At 64.2% G+C, this 17,974-nt stretch carries 17 protein-coding genes; 13 read left to right on the top strand and 4 right to left on the bottom strand.

Features of this window, described 5'->3' with window-relative positions; genetic code table 11:
- Positions 1-192 precede the first annotated feature (192 nt).
- A complete protein-coding gene (locus BLV18_RS09610; protein ID WP_049859757.1) occupies positions 193-453 on the top strand; it encodes an Ogr/Delta-like zinc finger protein in 261 nt (86 codons plus the stop codon).
- Between the two features lie 103 nt (positions 454-556).
- On the opposite strand, the gene BLV18_RS09605 is transcribed toward BLV18_RS09610, so the two are convergent.
- On the bottom strand, positions 557-1,516 hold the full coding sequence (locus tag BLV18_RS09605; protein ID WP_090358053.1) for a 2-hydroxyacid dehydrogenase: 960 nt from the start codon (positions 1,514-1,516) through the stop codon (positions 557-559).
- A gap of 214 nt (positions 1,517-1,730) precedes the next feature.
- On the opposite strand from BLV18_RS09605, the gene BLV18_RS09600 reads away from it, so the two are divergent.
- On the top strand, positions 1,731-3,269 hold the full coding sequence (locus BLV18_RS09600; protein ID WP_090358051.1) for a sensor domain-containing diguanylate cyclase: 1,539 nt from the start codon (positions 1,731-1,733) through the stop codon (positions 3,267-3,269).
- Between the two features lie 7 nt (positions 3,270-3,276).
- On the opposite strand, the gene BLV18_RS09595 is transcribed toward BLV18_RS09600, so the two are convergent.
- Positions 3,277-3,561, bottom strand: coding sequence for a hypothetical protein (locus BLV18_RS09595; protein WP_090358049.1), 285 nt, complete (start codon positions 3,559-3,561; stop codon positions 3,277-3,279).
- Between the two features lie 679 nt (positions 3,562-4,240).
- Here BLV18_RS09595 and tusD point away from each other — a divergent pair.
- The 11 genes from tusD to modC all read left to right on the top strand — a co-directional run bounded on the left by tusD (position 4,241) and on the right by modC (position 12,008).
- Positions 4,241-4,633: a sulfurtransferase complex subunit TusD gene (tusD, locus tag BLV18_RS09590; RefSeq protein WP_090358047.1), complete on the top strand. Its 393-nt coding sequence runs from the start codon at positions 4,241-4,243 to the stop codon at positions 4,631-4,633.
- A gap of 1 nt (position 4,634) precedes the next feature.
- Entirely contained in the window at positions 4,635-4,994 is a 360-nt protein-coding gene (gene tusC, locus BLV18_RS09585; RefSeq protein WP_090358045.1) for a sulfurtransferase complex subunit TusC, read from the top strand.
- A complete protein-coding gene (gene tusB, locus BLV18_RS09580; RefSeq protein WP_090358043.1) occupies positions 4,994-5,287 on the top strand; it encodes a sulfurtransferase complex subunit TusB in 294 nt (97 codons plus the stop codon). The genes tusC and tusB overlap by 1 nt, the downstream gene beginning before the upstream one ends.
- Positions 5,284-5,619, top strand: a complete 336-nt coding sequence (locus BLV18_RS09575; RefSeq protein WP_090358041.1) for a TusE/DsrC/DsvC family sulfur relay protein — start codon at positions 5,284-5,286, stop codon at positions 5,617-5,619. The genes tusB and BLV18_RS09575 overlap by 4 nt, the downstream gene beginning before the upstream one ends.
- Positions 5,616-6,632 carry a glycosyl transferase family protein gene (locus BLV18_RS09570; protein WP_090358038.1) on the top strand — a complete coding sequence of 339 codons (1,017 nt, stop codon included), beginning with the start codon at positions 5,616-5,618 and terminating at the stop codon, positions 6,630-6,632. The genes BLV18_RS09575 and BLV18_RS09570 overlap by 4 nt, the downstream gene beginning before the upstream one ends.
- A gap of 179 nt (positions 6,633-6,811) precedes the next feature.
- Positions 6,812-7,819: a glutathione S-transferase family protein gene (locus BLV18_RS09565; protein WP_090358036.1), complete on the top strand. Its 1,008-nt coding sequence runs from the start codon at positions 6,812-6,814 to the stop codon at positions 7,817-7,819.
- 5 nt (positions 7,820-7,824) lie between these two features.
- Entirely contained in the window at positions 7,825-8,475 is a 651-nt protein-coding gene (gene alkB / locus BLV18_RS09560) for a DNA oxidative demethylase AlkB (RefSeq protein WP_090358033.1), read from the top strand.
- 73 nt (positions 8,476-8,548) lie between these two features.
- Entirely contained in the window at positions 8,549-9,391 is an 843-nt protein-coding gene (gene ada / locus BLV18_RS09555; RefSeq protein WP_090358031.1) for a bifunctional DNA-binding transcriptional regulator/O6-methylguanine-DNA methyltransferase Ada, read from the top strand.
- Positions 9,392-9,494: 103 nt separating this feature from the next.
- Complete coding sequence (modA, locus tag BLV18_RS09550; RefSeq protein ID WP_090358029.1) at positions 9,495-10,244, top strand: molybdate ABC transporter substrate-binding protein; 750 nt, start codon at positions 9,495-9,497, stop codon at positions 10,242-10,244.
- Positions 10,244-10,927, top strand: coding sequence for a molybdate ABC transporter permease subunit (modB, locus tag BLV18_RS09545; protein WP_090358026.1), 684 nt, complete (start codon positions 10,244-10,246; stop codon positions 10,925-10,927). Before modA ends, modB begins: the two co-directional genes overlap by 1 nt.
- Before the next feature lies 1 nt (position 10,928).
- Positions 10,929-12,008 carry a molybdenum ABC transporter ATP-binding protein gene (gene modC, locus BLV18_RS09540; RefSeq protein WP_090358024.1) on the top strand — a complete coding sequence of 360 codons (1,080 nt, stop codon included), beginning with the start codon at positions 10,929-10,931 and terminating at the stop codon, positions 12,006-12,008.
- Between the two features lie 1,037 nt (positions 12,009-13,045).
- Here the strand turns inward: modC and BLV18_RS09535 are convergent.
- Both BLV18_RS09535 and BLV18_RS09530 read right to left on the bottom strand, forming a co-directional pair.
- The gene (locus BLV18_RS09535) at positions 13,046-14,254 is read right to left on the bottom strand and encodes an EAL domain-containing response regulator (RefSeq protein WP_167375927.1); all 1,209 of its coding nucleotides are present in this window, start codon (positions 14,252-14,254) and stop codon (positions 13,046-13,048) included.
- A gap of 104 nt (positions 14,255-14,358) precedes the next feature.
- Complete coding sequence (locus tag BLV18_RS09530) at positions 14,359-17,946, bottom strand: transporter substrate-binding domain-containing protein (RefSeq protein ID WP_167375926.1); 3,588 nt, start codon at positions 17,944-17,946, stop codon at positions 14,359-14,361.
- Positions 17,947-17,974 lie beyond the last annotated feature (28 nt).

Genomic DNA, 17,974 nt, shown 5'->3' with positions numbered 1-17,974 from the left:
CAACTTACATCCATCATAACGAAATTTCCTACATGACGCGGCGACTTGGACTTAAAGCCTTTTATCCGCTCATTGTGCAATGGCAAGACGCAGGCAGCACCAGCAATTCATTCAGGGAAGACTTACTTAAATTTTGTAGTTGACTCGCACGTCTCGGTTTCAAGAGCACGCGCGGATCATAAGGTTTGAAAAATGAGCACTTACAAGATGGTATGCCCCCACTGCAAGAACAGGATGCGCATCCGCACCAGCGAAGGTACGCATGTGTTCCTGCGCGTGGCTTACCTGCAATGCACGAACGAAATCTGTGGTTGGTCGGTGCGGGCGGAATTCGAGATGACCCATGAGTTGTCGCCCAGTGGCGTGGCAAATCCGGACATCCACCTGCCCAGTGCGCCCATCGCGCTGCGCCGTGCGGCGAGCAAGCCCAGTGAAACGGCGGGCGCTGCCTGATCTGCGACCCGGCTCGCGTCGAGCAGCGCGATCAGGCGCTCGACGCATGCAGGGAAGAATCACGGCAGGTCACATTGCATGCCTGCCGCAGGGTTCGCCGAGGTCAACCCACGGGCGTCAGTACCTTGCGCTCGTCGTGGAAATAACCCTGGATGTTGCTCCACACCAGATCACCCATGGCCTGGCGCGTCTCGTGGGTACCGCTGGCCAGGTGTGGCAGCAGTACGACGTTGGGCAAGTCGATGAGCGCCTGCGGCACGTTGGGCTCGTCCTCGTAGACATCCAGACCCGCACCGGCGATACGTTTCTCCTGCAACGCCTGGATCAAGGCCGACTGATCGACAACGCTGCCTCGGGCGATATTGACCAGAAACCCCTTGCTGCCCAACAAGCCGATACGTTTGGCATCGATCAGTCCCTCCGTCGATTTGCCGCCAGGTACCGCCAGAACCAACACGTCGCAATCGCTGATCATCGCGTCCAGATCGGCGTAGTAGTGGTAACTGACGCCGGCCTTGGGCTTGCGGTTGTGGTAAAGCACTTCCATGTCGAAGGCGGCTGCGCGTTTGGCGATGGACTCGCCGATGTTGCCCAGGCCGACGATGCCGATCTTCTTGCCGCCGATCTTGCTGGCCAGCGGAAACTTGCCTTGGGTCCATTTGCCTGCCCGCACGAAACGATCGGCTTCGCTGTAACGACGCATGACATCCAGGGTCAACGCCATGGCAGTATCGGCCACGCAGTCATCCAGCACGGCCGGCGTGTTGGTCACGACGATGCCGCGGTCGCGGGCGGCATCCACGGCGATCGAATCGTAGCCGACACCGAAGCTGAAAATGGCTTCGAGGTTGGGCAGCTTGCCGATCACTTCGCTGCTGGCGCCCAAGGCACCCGAAGTGACGATGGCCCTGATTCGGTCGCCGTGCTGGGCAAGCCAGGCGTTCTGATCCGGCAGTTCCCAGAAACGGGTCGCATCGAAGTGGGTTTCCACCGCCTCCTGCAGGCTGGGCAGCAGTGCCCCGATGATCAAGACGGGAACGTCGCGGGTCGATGGCTGTGTCATGAAACCTCCTGTTTGCATCGTTGGTATTGTTATCGTACCGCCACGGGGCGCAACGACGCCACGCAGTCAGCAGCAATGATGACCAAAGTCATCGTACAACCTGCCCTGAGGTAATGACAACCGCAGGCACCGGCCAGGCGTGCAGCGCAGCCAATGGTTGTGTGCCGAGCGTAACCCACTAGACTGCAGGTACACGCCCAGAAAGAAGCCGCTGATGGCAGATGAAGCGCAGTATCGAATCGCCTCGAAGTCCAACAGTTCGGCGCAGCGCATGGCGATCCTGTTCGTGGGGCTGGTGGTGGTCTCGCTCATCGTCCTGGACGCCTGGCAGACCTTGACTGCGCGAGCACAGGCCTTACGGGTCAGCGAGATCACCACCTCGAACCTGGCCCGCTCCCTGGCTCAGCATGCCGAAGACACCATCAAGCAATCGGATACCGTACTGCTGGGGCTGATCGAGCGGATTCAGGTGGACGGCACCGCACCCCTTCAAGTGCAGCGGCTGCGCCACCTGATGCAGGGGTGGACACGCTCGCTGCCTCAATTGCAGGGATTGTTCATCTACGACAGCGATGGCCGTTGGGTCGCCAGCTCCAACGCGGTCGATCCGCCAGGAATGAACAATGCTGATCGCGACTACTTTCGCTACCACCAGGGCAGTCCAGACCCTGGCGTGCATGTGGGCCCGGTGATTCGCAGCCGTTCCACCAACGCCTTGGTGATTCCCGTGTCGCGGCGCTTGACCGGCGCCGACGGCAGGTTCGCCGGTGTCGTGCTGGCGACCTTGAAAGTGGACTATTTCAATCAATTCTATGCAGGCTTCGATCTGGACGAGCGCGGCGTCATCGCCCTGCTGCTCAGGGATGGCACCCTGCTGCTGCGCCGACCGTTCGACGAGAACGTCATCGGCAGCAGCGTGGCCAAGGGCAGGATCTTCAGCGAGATGTTGCCTCAGGCCGATCACGGCACATTGCTGCAGCGCTCGCTGGTGGACGATGTGGAGCGCATGTACAGCTACCATGCCTTGCGCACCTACCCGCTGGTGCTGGAGACCGCTGAATCCAAGGCTGCCCTGTTGGCCAGCTGGTATGAGAACTTGCTGCGCTCGGCTGCGTTCGTGCTGGTGGTTGGCATGGCCCTGGCGCTCTGCGCCATGACCCTGATCCGGCAGATCCGCCATGGACTGCGTACCGAGGCGGAACTGCGCAATGCCCATGCCGCGCTGCAGAAGCTGGCGATGCAGGACGGCTTGACCGGCCTGGCGAACCGCCGGCAACTGGATGCGGCGCTGCCTGACGAGATTGGCCGGGCTCGACGCAACGCTCGCCCGCTCGGGGTCATCATGCTCGACATCGATCACTTCAAACGTTTCAACGACCTGTATGGCCATCCCGCCGGTGACGAATGCATCAAGGCGGTGGGTCAGGCAGTGCTGAGCTGCGTGGGGCGGTCAGGCGACCTGGTGGTGCGCTACGGCGGCGAGGAGATACTGGTGCTGCTGCCCGAGAGCGATGAAACCGGGGCCTGGCAGGTCGCTGAAAAGGTGCTGTTGGCCGTGCGCGCACTGGCCATTGCCCATGCTGGGAGCGATCTGGGCATCGTGACCATCAGTGCCGGCGTGCACGTGTGGCGCAACAACGATCCGGACGCGCGTGCCCAGAACCTGGTCGAAGCCGCGGACCAGGCGCTGTACCGGGCCAAGACCTCGGGCCGCAATCGTGTCTATCCGCTGCAGCCGTTGGTGCAGCGCTGATCGCAACTCAGAGCATCTGCTGGTTGGCGGCCATCGACTCGATGACCATGCTCTTCTGGTCTTCGGACAGCGCGTCCCAGATGTGTACCTTGGCGTAGAAGCCGAGGCTGCCGAGGATATAGAAGCTCAACACGGCGATGGTCAGCAGCGTCAGCCAGGACCAGCGTCCGCTTTCGTCGACTTCTTCGAACGTGGAGTAGCCGTTGTCGATGCGTTGATCACGCATGGAAGCAAGGCTGGTGGTGACGCGTTTGTAGCAATAGGACAGCAACAGCAGCAACAGGCGGAGCATGGAAAAAAGGCCTCGGTGGGTGGCGGATAGCGATGAGTGCGCATCAGAAACGCAAAAAGCCCGTCTTTGACGGGCTTTTTTTATAGGTAGCGTGCTGTGAACCGAATAGATCCCAACACTTTGGACGAATTTTAGGCAGCTTGGCGGGCGCTGTAAACCGTGCCGACATGAAGAGGTATGACGACTTTGACAGCAAACGCCCGCCATCCTGCGGGCCAGAGCGCTGCGCGGCGACACTGCGGCACGCTGTCACACCGCCGACGCGGCTTGCGCCGCTGCTACAGCGATCGCGTACCTCTGTTCCGGCCTCACGGCGTTTATCCAGGCACACCGCATACACCGCCGACGCGGCTTGCGCCGCTGCTACACCGATCGCGTACCTCTGTTACGGCCTCACCGCGTTCATCCAGGCACACCGCATACGCCGCCGACGCGGCTTGCGCCGCTGCTACGACGACCGCGTACCTCTGTTCCGGCCTCACCGCGTTCATCCAGGCACACCGCATACGCCGCCGACGCGGCTTGCGCCGCTGCTACAGCGACCGCGTACCCCTGTAGCAGCGGCGCGAGCCGCGTCCGGGGGCTGCGTGTATTTGCGGATTCTCCGTGCAGCGCTTGTCGCTAGGCTTTTTGCAGAGGCAGCCTTTATCATGGCCACAGTTCCACATCAGAGCCGCCCATGAAGTTTGCCATCGCTGTCTACTCGCCCGCCCATTCGCCGGCCTCGCGGCGGGCGCTGCTGTTCGCCCAGGCGGTCTTGGCCCAGGGCCATCAACTGCTGCGGGTGTTTTTCTATCAGGACGGCGTGCACGCGGCGTCCGGCAATGTCGTGACCCCGCAAGACGAATTCGACACGGCCGCGCAATGGCGCGCCTTCATCATCGAGCACCAGGTCGATGCGGTGGTCTGCATCGCCGCCGCCCTGCGACGCGGCGTCCTGAATGAAGAAGAAGCACGCCGCTATCAACGTCCGGCCGCCAACCTGACCGAACCCTGGCAGCTGTCCGGGCTGGGACAGTTGCACGAAGCCGCCCAGCAAGCAGACCGGCTCGTCAGCTTCGGAGGTCATTGAAATGGCCAAATCCATGTTGATCATCAGCCGTCAGGCGCCATGGGCCGGCCCTGCCGCTCGCGAGGCCCTGGACATCGCCCTGGCCGGCGGCGCCTACGACCTGCCGGTTTCGATGCTGTTTCTCGACGACGGGGTCTACCAAGTGGCGGACGCCCAGGCACCCGATACCGTGCAACAGAAGAACCTCGCCGCCAACCTGCAGGCGCTGCCGTTGTTCGGTGTCGACGAGTTGTTCGTCTGCGCCCCCAGCCTGGCCCGCCGTGGCCTGTCACATGCTGCGCTGGCCGTCGCCGCGCAGACGCAAACGGATGAGCAACTGCGCGAGCTGCTGCCGCGCTTCGACCTGGTGGTGACCCTGTAATGAGTACCCTTCACGTACTGTCGCATTCGCCGTTCAGCGACCAGCGCCTGCCCAGCTGCCTACGCCTGCTGGGCCACGACGACGCCATCCTGCTCACTGGCGATGCGGTCTACGCCCTCACACCAGGCAGCGAGCCCTGGGCATCGCTATCCGGCGCCGAGGTCGTGGTGTTCGCCCTGGCCGAAGACGCACGAGCACGAGCGCTGCCAGGCAACCCCGCCGTGGAACTGCTCGACTACCCCGGGTTCGTCGAATTGACCCTGGCCTATGACAAGGTCAACAGCTGGCTATGAATACGCTTACCGTCGCCAATCGGAACATTGCGCTGGATCAGGACGGCTACCTGGCGTCGCTCGACGACTGGAACCCGGAGGTTGCGTCCGCCCTCGCCAGTGCCGAAGGCCTTGAATTGACCCCCGAGCACTGGCAGATCATCGAACTGTTGCGTAGCTTCTATGCGCAGTACCAGCTTTCGCCCGCTACCCGACCGCTGATCAAGTACGTCGCGCAGCAACTGGGCGCTGAAAAAGGCAACAGCCTGCACCTCAATCGCCTGTTCAACGGCACTCCTGCCAAACTCGCTGCGAAACTGGCGGGCCTGCCCAAACCGACCAATTGCATATGACCGACTACCCTGCACTGACCCTGGAAACCCCCGAAGAACATCCGTTCTCCCAGTTCGTGCGGGCGTTGGGCAAAGGCAAGCGCGGCGCGCGCAATCTCACGGGTGAAGAAGCCCGCGAAGCCATGGGCATGCTGCTCGACGGCCAGGTGGAAGACGCGCAGCTGGGCGCGTTCCTGATGCTGCTGCGGCACAAGGAAGAAAGTGCCGAGGAGCTGGCCGGATTTACCCTTGCCCTGCGCGAGCGCTTGCAGGCGCCTGCCCTGGCCGTCGATCTGGACTGGCCAACCTACGCCGGCAAGAAGCGCCACCTGCCCTGGTACCTGCTCGCCGCCAAGTGCCTGGGCGCCAGCGGGCGGCGCATTTTCATGCACGGCGGCGGCGCCCACACGGCCGGGCGACTGTACAGTGAGCAGTTGCTCGGCACCTTGAACATTCCCTTGTGCCGGGGCTGGGATGCGGTAGGCCAGGCGCTGGACCAACAGGGTCTGGCGTTCGCGCCACTGGTGGACTGGGCCGCGCCCCTGCAGCGCATGATCGACCTGCGCAACAGCCTGGGCCTGCGTTCGCCCATTCATTCACTGGCGCGGATTCTCAATCCGTTGAGCGCGCAGTGTGGCCTGCAGAGCATCTTCCACCCCGGCTACCAGGCGGTGCACCGCGATGCCAGCGGTTTGCTCGGTGACACCGCGATCGTGGTCAAGGGCGACGGTGGCGAGATCGAGATCAACCCGGACAGCGCCAGCCACCTCTATGGCACCCGCGATCACCTGCCCTGGGACGAGGAATGGCCTGCCCTCGCCGCCCAGCGCCACGTCAAGCCGCCCAGCCTGGAAAGCCATCATCTGGTCGAGTTCTGGCAGGGCGAGCGTCAGGACAGTTACGGCGAACTGGCATTGATCTCGACCATGGCCCTGGCCCTGCGCGGATTGGGCAGTTCCCACGAAGAGGCGTTCGAAGAAGCCCGCGCCCTGTGGGCGGCGCGGGATCTGGAAGCTTGCAGGAAGCGCTTGTAGGGGCGCTGGGTCATGCCAGATAGACCGCATGCACCGCCGACGCGGCTCGCGCCGCTGCTACAGGGGTTGCCAAGCCGTGGCCGCGTAGATCGATCCCGTAGCAGCGGTACTGACCGTGCGCCTGAATGCACACGTTGGCACCGTGCTACAGTTCGGGGACACGCATCGGGGAGACGAACATGGGTTTGCTGATCGAAGGGCGCTGGCATGACCAGTGGTACGAAAGCAGCAAGGACGGCGCCTTCGAGCGTGAAACTTCGAAGCGCCGCCATTGGGTCACGGACGACGGCGCGCCGGGGCCTGATGGTGAAGGCGGCTTCAAGGCCGAGGCCGGCCGCTACCATCTGTACGTCTCGCTGGCGTGCCCGTGGGCCCACCGAACCTTGATCGTACGCAAGCTCAAGGCCTTGGAAACGCTGATCGACGTATCGGTGGTGAGCTGGCACATGGGCGAGCATGGCTGGACGTTCGACAGCGACACCGGTTCGAGTGGTGATCACCTGGGGCCGGTGCAGTATCTGCATGAACGCTACACCCGCGACGATCCGCAGTACACCGGCCGGGTGACGGTGCCGGTACTGTGGGACAAGCAACAGAATCGCATCGTCAGCAACGAGTCGGCCGAGATCATTCGCATGTTCAACAGTGCGTTCGATGGTATCACCGGCAACCGCCAGGACCTCTATCCAGAACCGCTGCAGTCGGCCATCGAGCGCATCAACGAAGCGGTGTACCCCAACGTCAACAACGGGGTCTACCGTGCCGGCTTTGCTACCTCGCAGCAAGCCTATGCCAGCGCCTTCGATGACGTATTCGCCGAGCTCGACCGCCTCGAAACGACCCTCGACACCCAACGCTACCTGACCGGCGAGTACCTGACCGAGGCCGATTGGCGGCTGTTCACCAGCCTGATCCGCTTCGACGCGGTGTACCACGGGCATTTCAAATGCAACCTGCGGCGCATCGTCGACTACCCGAACCTGTCCAACTGGTTGCGCGAGCTGTACCAATGGCCCGGCATTGCCCAGACGGTCGACTTCGAACACATCAAAGGCCATTACTACACCAGCCATCCGACCATCAATCCGACGGGCATCGTGCCCAAGGGGCCGCTGCAGGATTTCACTGCGGCCCATGATCGTCAGCGCCTGCAAGGCCGGGGGATCTGGCAGCGCGGCGAAGGTTGAAAGCGATGCAGTCCTCGTTGTTCGACGATCCACAGCAACCCACTCGCCGCGAGGCCTTGGGCGAGCAGACCTTCGTCCTGCGCGGCTTTGCCCTGCCCTGGCTTGAGGAGATCCTGCCGGCCTTGCGCGAGGTACTCAGGGCAGCCCCCTTTCGGCGCATGGAAACGCCCGGCGGGCACACCATGTCGGTAGCCTTGAGCAATTGCGGTCAGTTCGGCTGGAGCACGGATGCGAGAGGCTATCGCTATGTCAGGGACGACCCTCTCACCGGCCGACCATGGCCAGCGCTGCCCGACGTGTTGCATACGCTGGCGCGGGAGGCGGCGGCAGCGGCCGGTTTCGATGATTTCAGCCCCGATGCCTGCCTGCTCAACCGCTATGTGCCCGGCGCCAAGATGTCGCTGCATCAGGACCGCGACGAGCGCGACTACGGTGCGCCGATCGTTTCGGTTTCCTTAGGGCTTGCGGCGATGTTCCAGCTCGGCGGCCTGCAGCGCAGCGATCGCCCGCTGCGGGTGCCCCTGCTGCACGGCGACGTGATGGTCTGGGGTGGAATCGATCGCCTGCGCTTCCATGGCGTGCTGCCGCTCAAGGAGGGGGTGCACCCGGTGATGGGTCCGCAGCGCATCAACTTCACCCTGCGCAAGGCGGGTTGAGCGCAAGCAACGGAGTGTCAGCCCCGGTACCAGGCGCTACCATGCCTGCCTCGACGATCGATGGAATCGCGCCATGCCCAGCCCTTCTGCTCCTCACAACCAATTGATCGCCGCCGCCTGCCGCCAGATCGAGGCCAGCGACGGCGTGCCCGAACTGGGCGAGCTTGCGGCGCAGGCTGGCTTGAGTCCATGGCACTTTCACCGAGTGTTCAAGGCCGCGACCGGCCTCACGCCGCGCAGCTATGCCAACGCCCGGCGAGCAGAGAAAGTCCGCGAACAGCTCCTTCAAGGCAAATCCGTCACCGAAACCCTGTACGCCAGCGGCTTCAATTCATCCGGGCGTTTCTACGAGGCGGCCAATGGCATGCTCGGCATGAGCCCGGGGGCCTTTCGCGCGGGTGGCAGCAAGGCTTCGATCCACTTCGCGCTTGCCCAATGCAGCCTCGGCGCGGTGCTGGTGGCCTGCAGCGAACGCGGCGTGTGCGCGATCCTGCTGGGAGACGAGCCGCAAGCCTTGCTCGACGATCTGCAGCGACGCTTTCCCAACGCCACATTGGTCGGAGGCGACGCGGACTTCGAAGCGATCGTGGCCAAGGTGCTGGGCTTTATCGAGGCGCCAAGGGCAGGCCTGGACTTGCCCCTGGACATCCGCGGCACCGCGTTCCAGCAACGGGTATGGCAGGCGCTGGCCAGGATCGAGCCGGGGACCACGGCCAGTTACGCCGAAGTCGCGGCGAACATCGGCGCGCCGAACGCGGTGCGCGCCGTGGCCGGGGCCTGTGCAGCGAACGCCCTGGCCGTAGCGGTGCCTTGCCATCGGGTGGTACGTACCGATGGCGGACTTTCGGGTTACCGTTGGGGGGTCGAGCGCAAGCGCGAACTGCTCGCCCGCGAGCGTCATCCGGACAACGACTGAAGCTGGTAGTGTCTGCGCACTGCCTGAGGCACCGCGCATCAGGCTGGCATTACGCTATATATTTTGCTATACGACGGTCTTCCTTCCCGCAGAGTCTGCCTACATGAAGTTCACCACCACGCTGCTCGCCATCGGTACCGCTTTGGCATTCAATGCCGCCCATGCCGACGAAGTTCAAGTGGCCGTCGCCGCCAACTTCACTGCGCCGATCCAGGCCATCGCCAAGGCTTTCGAAACCGACACCGGGCACAAGCTGGTGGCGGCCTATGGGTCGACCGGTCAGTTCTATACGCAGATCAAGAATGGCGCGCCGTTCGAGGTATTCCTCGCCGCCGACGACACCACGCCTGCGAAGCTGGAAAGCGAGCAGGAGACCGTTCCCGGCTCGCGTTTCACCTACGCCACCGGCACCCTGGCGCTGTGGTCGGCCAAGCCCGGCTACGTCGACGCCAACGGCGCGGTGCTCAAGAAAAACGAGTACCAACATCTGTCGATCGCCAATCCCAAGGCGGCACCCTATGGCCTGGCGGCAACCCAGGTGCTGGACAAGTTGGGCCTGACCCAAGCCACTCAGGCCAAGCTGGTCGAGGGGCAGAACATCACCCAGGCGTTCCAATTCGTGTCCACCGGCAATGCCGAACTGGGTTTCGTGGCACTGTCGCAGATCTACAAGGATGGCAAGGTGTCCAGTGGGTCTGCCTGGATCGTACCGGCGCAACTGCATGATCCCATCAAGCAGGACGCGGTGATTCTCAACAAAGGCCGCGACAGTGAAGCCGCCAAGGCGCTGATGCAGTACCTCAAAGGCCCGGCTGCCGCCGCGATCATCAAATCGTACGGCTACCAGATCTGATGCCGCTGGATGCCAGCGACCTGGGCGCTATCTGGCTGACGATCAAGCTGGCGGCCTTGACCACCGTGATCCTCCTGCTGGTCGGCACGCCGATCGCCTGGTGGCTGGCCCGGACCTCCTCGCGCTGGAGGGGTCCGGTCGGCGCGGTGGTCGCCCTGCCCCTGGTGTTGCCGCCGACGGTCATCGGCTTCTATCTGCTGTTGGCGCTCGGTCCCCATGGATTCATTGGCCAGGCCACCCAGGCCCTCGGCCTGGGTACGGTGGTGTTCAGCTTCACCGGACTGGTGATCGGTTCGGTGATCTACTCCATGCCGTTCGTGGTTCAGCCATTGCAGAACGCATTCAGTGCCATCGGCGAGCGACCGCTGGAGGTCGCTGCGACGCTGCGCGCCAGTCCCTGGGACAGTTTTTTCAGCGTCGTGCTGCCGCAGGCCAAACCTGGCTTCATTACCGCCAGCATCCTGGGTTTCGCCCACACGGTGGGTGAATTCGGCGTGGTGCTGATGATCGGCGGCAATATACCGGACAAGACCCGGGTGGTCTCGGTGCAGATCTTCGACCATGTCGAAGCCATGGAATATGCCCAGGCCCATTGGCTGGCCGGGGCCATGCTGGTGTTTTCCTTCGTGGTGCTGCTGCTGTTGCACCGCAGTCGCCAGCCGCACTCGGCCTGGAGTCGATGAAATGATCCATGCCCGTATCGACATGACCTATGGCGCGTTCTCGCTGAACGTCGACCTGCAACTGCCGGGACGCGGGGTCAGTGCGCTGTTCGGTGATTCAGGCTCAGGCAAGACCACCTGCCTGCGCTGCCTGGCCGGCTTGTCGCAGGCTGCGAACGCTTACATAGAGGTCAACGGCGAGGTCTGGCAGGACAGCGCCCGGGGCATTTTCGTGGCGCCGCACAAGCGGGCGCTGGGCTATGTCTTTCAGGAGGCCAGCTTGTTCGAGCATCTCTCGGTGCGCGGCAATCTGGAATACGGTTGGCGCCGAATCCAGCCTGAGCAGCGCAAGGTCGCGCTCGATCAGGCGTGCAGTCTGCTGGGCATCGAACACCTGCTGGAACGTCAGCCGGCGAATCTGTCCGGTGGCGAGCGGCAACGTGTGGGGATCGCTCGGGCGCTGTTGACCAGCCCCAGGTTGTTGCTGATGGACGAACCCTTGGCCGCGCTGGACAGCCGACGCAAGGGTGAAATTCTGCCCTACCTGGAACGGCTGCACGACGAGCTGGAGATTCCGGTGGTGTACGTCAGCCACGCGCAGGACGAAGTCGCGCGTCTGGCCGACCACCTGGTGGTGCTGGAACAGGGCCGGGTGCTGGCCAGCGGGCCACTGGGCCCGACCCTGGCGCGCCTCGACCTGCCCATGGCGCAGGAAGCCGATGCCGGGGTGGTGGTCCAGGCCAGGGTGCAGGGCTACGATCCCACTTACCAACTGCTCTCACTGCAATTGCCCGGCGCTGTCGAACCCCTGCGTGTCGCTCACGAACTCAGGACCGCTGGCGAGACTGTGCGGATCAAGATCCAGGCCCGGGACGTCAGCCTCAGCCTGAGCCAGGACGACGCCAGCAGCATTCTCAATCGCTTTGCCGTTACCGTCGAGCAGGTGTCGGCGGCACATAATCCAGCGCATGTGCAACTCAGCCTGCGCGCGGGTGAGACCTTGATACTGGCGCGGATCACCCGCTTTTCGGCGGACCAGCTGGGCGTTGTGGCAGGTTTGCAGGCCTGGGCCCAGATCAAGGCCGTTGCCGTGTTGGCCTGAGGATCGCATCAAACCGCGTGATTGCCGCACGCGGCGGATCTGACACTCCGCAGCACCGCTGCTACAGAGACCGCGATCCCCTGTAGCAGCGGCGCAAGCCGCGTCGGCGGTGGATGCGGTACGCCTGAAAGCACGCCACAAACCCGGACGCGGCTCGCGCCGCTGCTACAGAGACCGCGATCCCCTGTAGCAGCGGCGCAAGGCGCGTCGGCGGTGAACGCGGTATGCCTGAAGGAACACGATAAACCCGAACGCGGCTCGCGCCGCTGCTACACAAGCCGCGATCCCCTGTAGCAGCGGCGCAAGCCGCGTCGGCGGTGGATGCGGTACGCCTGAAAGAACGCGATGAACCCGGACGCGGCTCGCGCCGCTGCTACACAAGCCGCGATCCCCTGTAGCAGCGGCGCAAGCCGCGTCGGCGGTGGATGCGGTATGCCTGAAGGAACACGATAAACCCGCACGCGGCTCGCGCCGCGGCTACAGAGACCGCGATCCCCTGTAGCAGCGGCGCAAGCCGCGTCGGCGGTGGATGCGGTACGCCTGAAGGAACACGATAAACCCGCACGCGGCTCGCGCCGCGGCTACAGAGACCGCGATCCCCTGTAGCAGCGGCGCAAGCCGCGTCGGCGGTGGATGCGGTACGCCTGAAAGAACGTGATGAACCCGGACGCGGCTCGCGCCGCTGCTACAGAGACCGCGATCCCCTGTAGCAGCGGCGCAAGCCGCGTCGGCGGTGGATGCGGTATGCCTGAAGGAACACGATGAACCCGGACGCGGCTCGCGCCGCTGCTACAGAGACCGCGATCCCCTGTAGCAGCGGCGCAAGCCGCGTCGGCGGTGGATGCGGTACGCCCTGAAAGAACGCGATGAACCCGGACGCGGCTTGCGCCGCTGCTACAGAAACCGCGATCCCCTGTAGCAGCGGCGCAAGCCGCGTCGGCGGTGGATGCGGTATGCCTGAAGGAACACGATAAACCCGGACGCGGCTCGCGCCGCGGCTACAGGGCCGGCGGGGCGCGTGATGCGTCCGGGCGGGGCTACTCGCGGCGTATGGGTTGCAGCGTCTTGGGTTGCTGGAGCCGCTGCTGCAGGGTGGCGGCGGTCAGGGGTGCGGCGAAATAATCGCCCTGACCGCGCAGGCAGCCGAGGTCGTATAGCAGCAGATGGTGCACCGCGCTCTGCACGCCGGTCACCGTCAGTTCGATGCCCAAGGTACGCGCGGCGACCGACATGTGCTGGACCACGGCCAAGTGGCGCGACTGATGCGGCGCTTCGAGTAAAAATGGAGCCGCCAGACGCAACTGATTGATCGGCCACTGACACAGGCGCTGCAGCGACGCCCCACCGAAGCCGAAGCCCTGCATGCCCAGGTCGCAACCCATGAGCCGAACTCGCAGCAGAGTTTCCAGGTATTCGGCCTTGGGCCGCGCCAGGCCGACATGGCTGAGCTCCAGCGCCACGCGATGCTTGCCCGTCAAATGTCCGCGCAGTATGCCGAGCAACTCGTTCATCAGCGGTGGATGACCCAGCTGCTCGAGTCGCATGCCCAGGCTCAAGCCCACCTGCAGACCGACATCGGCAAGCTGATGCTGAACCTCTACCGCCTGCTCGGCCATGTACAACAGCAGCGCATTGCCCAGCCCTGCCCGCTCCACCGCCGGGCAGAACTGCGGCATGGCCAGCGGGCCATGTCGCGGGTGCCGCCAGCTCAACTGCGCATCGACACTGCGAATACGCCCGTCGGCAACCGTGCAACGCGGCAGAAAGCAGATGTCGAACTGGCCGTCTGCGATCCCCGCCTGTACCTCGGCACGGCCGATGCGAAACGTCGACGGGGTTGCCCTCACCGCCTGCTGTGGCGTGCCCAAGGCTGCGAAGAAACGTTGCAACCGATCAAAGTCCAACGGGCTGCCGGCATCCACCAGGTACTCGACACCCAGCATCGACACCCACTGGTACAGCCCGGTGCGCACCTCCGGATCGAGTCCGCCACCGATCAGCACCGCGCGCACGCGCTTGCGGGTGACCGCCTCCTGGATGATGCGCAAGGCACCCACCCCCAGTACATCGACGTTGCACACCAGCACGTCGATGGGCTGGTGCTCGCGCAGCAACTGCACCGCCTGCTCGCTGGTCTGCGCCTGATACACGCAACTGCAACCCAGCTGATTGAGCATCCGCACGGCGATCGCACGCTGAAAACCATGACTTTCGACCAGTAACACCGTTGGCTTGATATCTGACACGATCACTTCCCCTGTTACCTCATGCCCCTGTTTCTTCATGCCTATGTTCAACTCCGTGCTATCCGCGGGATGCAGGCAAATTCCCAATACGCACTGGAAAATTCCTACGCCTTGCCGGATCTTTCGTGCCGTTTCAGATAGTCGTCCAGGCTGACCATGGCAGCCGCCAGATCCTCGACCCCGCGACGCATCCGTTCGGCCGAAGGGTGAGCGGTGCAGGCCTGTTCCAGTGCTTCGCAGGCCGCCAGCAGCCGTCGAGCGCGGACGATGCGGGCGCCGCCCTTGATTCGGTGCACCAGTTCCGCCACCTCGCCGATGGCGTAGGGTTGCGCCAACGAATGCAGGCGCTTGAGGTCCTGCAGGTTGCTCTCGGCCAGATCATCGAGCAGGCGCCGCAGGGAACTTGCATCGCCGCCGGTCAGTTGATCGAGGCTGCCGAGGTCCACCTCATCATCTTCTGTCTCGACCCTGCGGCGGGCGCGATGTGGATCCAGGTGCAGTGCCAGACTTTCCAGACTCAATGGCTTGAACAGGCAGTCGTCCATGCCTTGCTGGAGGCAGCGCAGACGCTCGCGTATCTGCGCGTTCGCCGTGCAGCCGAGGAACAGACACGGCTCAAGTTTCTTTCGGCGCTCGTGCTCGCGTACGGCCTTGACCAGCTGATAGCCATTGATACCCGGCATGTTGCAATCGCTGATCACCACGTCGTAGGCACCCCGCAACCAGGCGCGCAGGCCGGCGGCGCCGTGTTCGGCGACCGTTACGCGATGACCGAGAAAAGTCAGCTGACGCTCCAGCAGCAATCGGTTGGCCGGGTAATCATCGACCACCAGCACCTGCAGCGCCGGCAAGTTGCTGCGCGACGTCTCGCGCGCGATCTGCTGCGGGGCAATGGCGCGGGGTACCGCGTCGAACTGTACTTGGACCCGAGTGCCGCAGCCGAGCACGCTGTACAGTTCCAATCGGCCTTTCATCAGCGCCGCCAGGCTACGGCAGATGCTCAGGCCCAGCCCGGCGCCGACACGGCTGCCGCGGCCGCCGGCAGCCTGCCGATAAGGAGCGCCCAAGCGAGCCAGATCGGCCTGAGCGATGCCTTGACCGCTATCTTCCACGCTCAATTCGACCCGCGCGCCGTGGGTCTGCGGCCAGACGCCGAGGCTCACCGTGACCTGCCCCTCGCGGGTGAACTTGATCGCATTGCTGAGCAGATTGGCGATGATCTGCTTGAAGCGCACCGGATCGACGCTGAGCCAGGTATCGGGTGCACCCAGCATGTCGAGCTTGAGCCGCAAGTGTTTCTCCCGGGCCTGGGCCTGGAACAGGCCGACGGTGTCCCCTGCCAGTTGTCCCAACTGGCAGGGCGCGGCCAGCAGTTCCAGCCGCCCGGCTTCGATGCGGGTGACGTCGAGAATGTCGCCGATCAGCGCGAGCAGACCGTTGGCCGATTGCGAGGCGACCTCCAGGGCCGGCTTGTCGAGCATGCCCTGCTCGGCTTTCTTCAGGGCCAGTTCGAGCATGCCCAGCACGGCATTCATCGGCGTCCGGATCTCGTGACTCATGGTTGCCAGAAAAGTGGTCTTGGCCTGGTTGGCTGCTTCGGCCTGAGCCTGGGCTTCGCGATAGGCTTCGCACAGGCGCTGACGTTCGGTGATATCGACCCACCCGGCGATCAGGCCCTGTATGCAGCCGTCGACACCGCGGTAAGGCAACATCCAGTGGTGGATGATCAGCACCTCACCTGATGGCAGCGTCAGTGTGCGGTCCTCGACCACCGGTTCTCCGCGCTCCATGACCTGCATGTATACGTCCTGCGCAACCTGTGCATGGGCCTCCTGAAGCAACCCATAGCCGGCCAGCGGCTTGTTCAGTATGGCCTCGCGGGTGACGCCCAGGGCCTGCAGGTAGCCAGTGTTGCAGTTGATCAGACGCGCCTGGCGATCGCGGATGTAGATCGGATGGGGCGTGCCGTCGATCATCACCCGCATGACCTCCAGTTGCGTGGTCAACGCACGCTCGGCATCCACGCGCTGGCGGATCAGGCGCTTGAGGTAGCTGACCCAGCCCAACGCCAGCAACAGCAGGAGCAAAGCCGCGGCAAATCCCTGCATGATCGCCCAGCGGTAGCGCTGCCAAAGGCCGTCGGCGACGATCATTTCAGTGCGCCAGTGGCGTGTCAGCTCGCTCATGTGCGGCGGAGGAATGTCCTGCAGGGCACTGTCGAGAATCGATTGCAGCACGTGAGCCTGCGGTGATACGGCGAAGGCGAAATGGACCGGGGCCAGCGGCAGCGCCACGCTGATGCGCAGCCGCTCGCGGTATTGTCGCGCGATCATGTAGCGCGCGGCGATCAATGGCAGCACTGCGGCGTCGGCCTGGCCGCGGTCGAGCATGGCCAGTGCCTCGGCCGTACTGACCGCGTCCAGTCGGGTGATCGAGGGGTAGTGTTCCTGAAGCCATTCATGCACACGACTGCCCTCCACCAGCACTACTCGCTTGCCGCTGGCCTGCTCCAGGGAGGTCAGACCTCGCTGGCCTTCACGGGTGACCAGCACCGGTGAGCTGCTCAGGAACCCTCGGCTGAACGCCAGGCGGGTCTGCCGCTCGGGGCTGGGGATCATCGCTGCGATCAGGTCGGCCTCACCGCGTTCGATCATTTCGCTCATGCGCGTCAGGGAAGTGCCCTCGATCACGTCGATGGCCAGCCCGGTGCGCCGGGCGATCTGTTGCAGCACATCGGCAGCCACGCCGGCGAAGCGGCCTTGATCGTCACGGTAGCTGACGGGCACGAAACGCGGATCCATCAGCACACGCAGCTCTCGACGTCCGGCCAGCCACTGGCGCTGCACTGCATTCAAGGGCAATGCCGCAGGCTCCGCCACGTCCGGACGCTCGACGCTCCAGCGTCGCAGAATGCTGGCCCGTGCCTCATCCGGTATCACCGCCAAGGCCTTGTCCAATACCCGCAGCAGGCGCGCATCGTGCGGGCCGACGGCAAAGCCGAAGGCGTGCCCCTCGATGCCCACCGCCGATTGCAGGCGCAAGGCGGGCAACTGGCTGCCATCGGCCTGATGGAACACCGCGAGGGCCCCGCCGACGAACAGGTCTGCCTGCTGGTACGCCACTGCCGCCATGGCGTTCAGGGGGGTTGGGTGAAATTGCAGCTGGGCCGTCGGGAAACGTTCGCGCACCTCACTGGGCGAAACATGGTCTCGTACCAGGGCGACGCGCACCGGCAAGGCAGGATCGGCGTTCAGCGCGGACTCCCGGCGCGTGGCCAGCACCGGCCGGTCTTCGATGTAGGGGCTCGAGAGCAGCAGGCCGTAACGCAGTGCTTCACGACGACTGGCTGTGCCCAGCACCTGGACCTCGCCCGCCTTGAGCGCGGCCATCGCCAGTTCACGGGACGGATAGGCCTGCACTTCCACCTGCAACTCGAGCAGCCGCGCCAGCAGGCCCAGATAGTCGGCACTCCCCCCTTCATAGCTGGCGCCATTGGCGGACAGGTCGAACGGCGCGTAATCGGGGCGGCTGACGCCCACCCGCAAGGTACGTCGCGCCCGCAGCCACTGCCGATCGCGGTCGGCCAACTGGACCTGCAGGCGGTCGAACCAGGCAATCTCGGGCTGTGACCGGCCGTGCAACGGCAGCATCTCGGCATGGACCAGTGCCGTACCGGCCAGCCACACGAGCATGCAGCGAACGCCACGACCAGTCCTCGCC

Source organism: Pseudomonas coleopterorum (assembly GCF_900105555.1).
Taxonomy (GTDB): Bacteria; Pseudomonadota; Gammaproteobacteria; order Pseudomonadales; family Pseudomonadaceae; genus Aquipseudomonas; species Aquipseudomonas coleopterorum.
The sequence above is the reverse complement of the archived record's forward strand: the minus strand, read 5'-3'. Positions and strand labels throughout refer to the sequence as shown.

Excerpts from the sequence above, each read along its gene's own strand:
- BLV18_RS09610 (WP_049859757.1), top strand. The coding sequence starts at position 193 with ATGAGCACTTACAAGATGGTATGCCCCCACTGCAAGAACAGGATGCGC.
- BLV18_RS09605 (WP_090358053.1), bottom strand. The coding sequence starts at position 1,516 with ATGACACAGCCATCGACCCGCGACGTTCCCGTCTTGATCATCGGGGCA.
- BLV18_RS09600 (WP_090358051.1), top strand. The coding sequence starts at position 1,731 with ATGGCAGATGAAGCGCAGTATCGAATCGCCTCGAAGTCCAACAGTTCG.
- BLV18_RS09595 (WP_090358049.1), bottom strand. The coding sequence starts at position 3,561 with ATGCTCCGCCTGTTGCTGCTGTTGCTGTCCTATTGCTACAAACGCGTC.
- tusD (WP_090358047.1), top strand. The coding sequence starts at position 4,241 with ATGAAGTTTGCCATCGCTGTCTACTCGCCCGCCCATTCGCCGGCCTCG.
- tusC (WP_090358045.1), top strand. The coding sequence starts at position 4,635 with ATGGCCAAATCCATGTTGATCATCAGCCGTCAGGCGCCATGGGCCGGC.
- tusB (WP_090358043.1), top strand. The coding sequence starts at position 4,994 with ATGAGTACCCTTCACGTACTGTCGCATTCGCCGTTCAGCGACCAGCGC.
- BLV18_RS09575 (WP_090358041.1), top strand. The coding sequence starts at position 5,284 with ATGAATACGCTTACCGTCGCCAATCGGAACATTGCGCTGGATCAGGAC.
- BLV18_RS09570 (WP_090358038.1), top strand. The coding sequence starts at position 5,616 with ATGACCGACTACCCTGCACTGACCCTGGAAACCCCCGAAGAACATCCG.
- BLV18_RS09565 (WP_090358036.1), top strand. The coding sequence starts at position 6,812 with ATGGGTTTGCTGATCGAAGGGCGCTGGCATGACCAGTGGTACGAAAGC.
- alkB (WP_090358033.1), top strand. The coding sequence starts at position 7,825 with ATGCAGTCCTCGTTGTTCGACGATCCACAGCAACCCACTCGCCGCGAG.
- ada (WP_090358031.1), top strand. The coding sequence starts at position 8,549 with ATGCCCAGCCCTTCTGCTCCTCACAACCAATTGATCGCCGCCGCCTGC.
- modA (WP_090358029.1), top strand. The coding sequence starts at position 9,495 with ATGAAGTTCACCACCACGCTGCTCGCCATCGGTACCGCTTTGGCATTC.
- modB (WP_090358026.1), top strand. The coding sequence starts at position 10,244 with ATGCCGCTGGATGCCAGCGACCTGGGCGCTATCTGGCTGACGATCAAG.
- modC (WP_090358024.1), top strand. The coding sequence starts at position 10,929 with ATGATCCATGCCCGTATCGACATGACCTATGGCGCGTTCTCGCTGAAC.
- BLV18_RS09530 (WP_167375926.1), bottom strand. The coding sequence starts at position 17,946 with ATGCTCGTGTGGCTGGCCGGTACGGCACTGGTCCATGCCGAGATGCTG.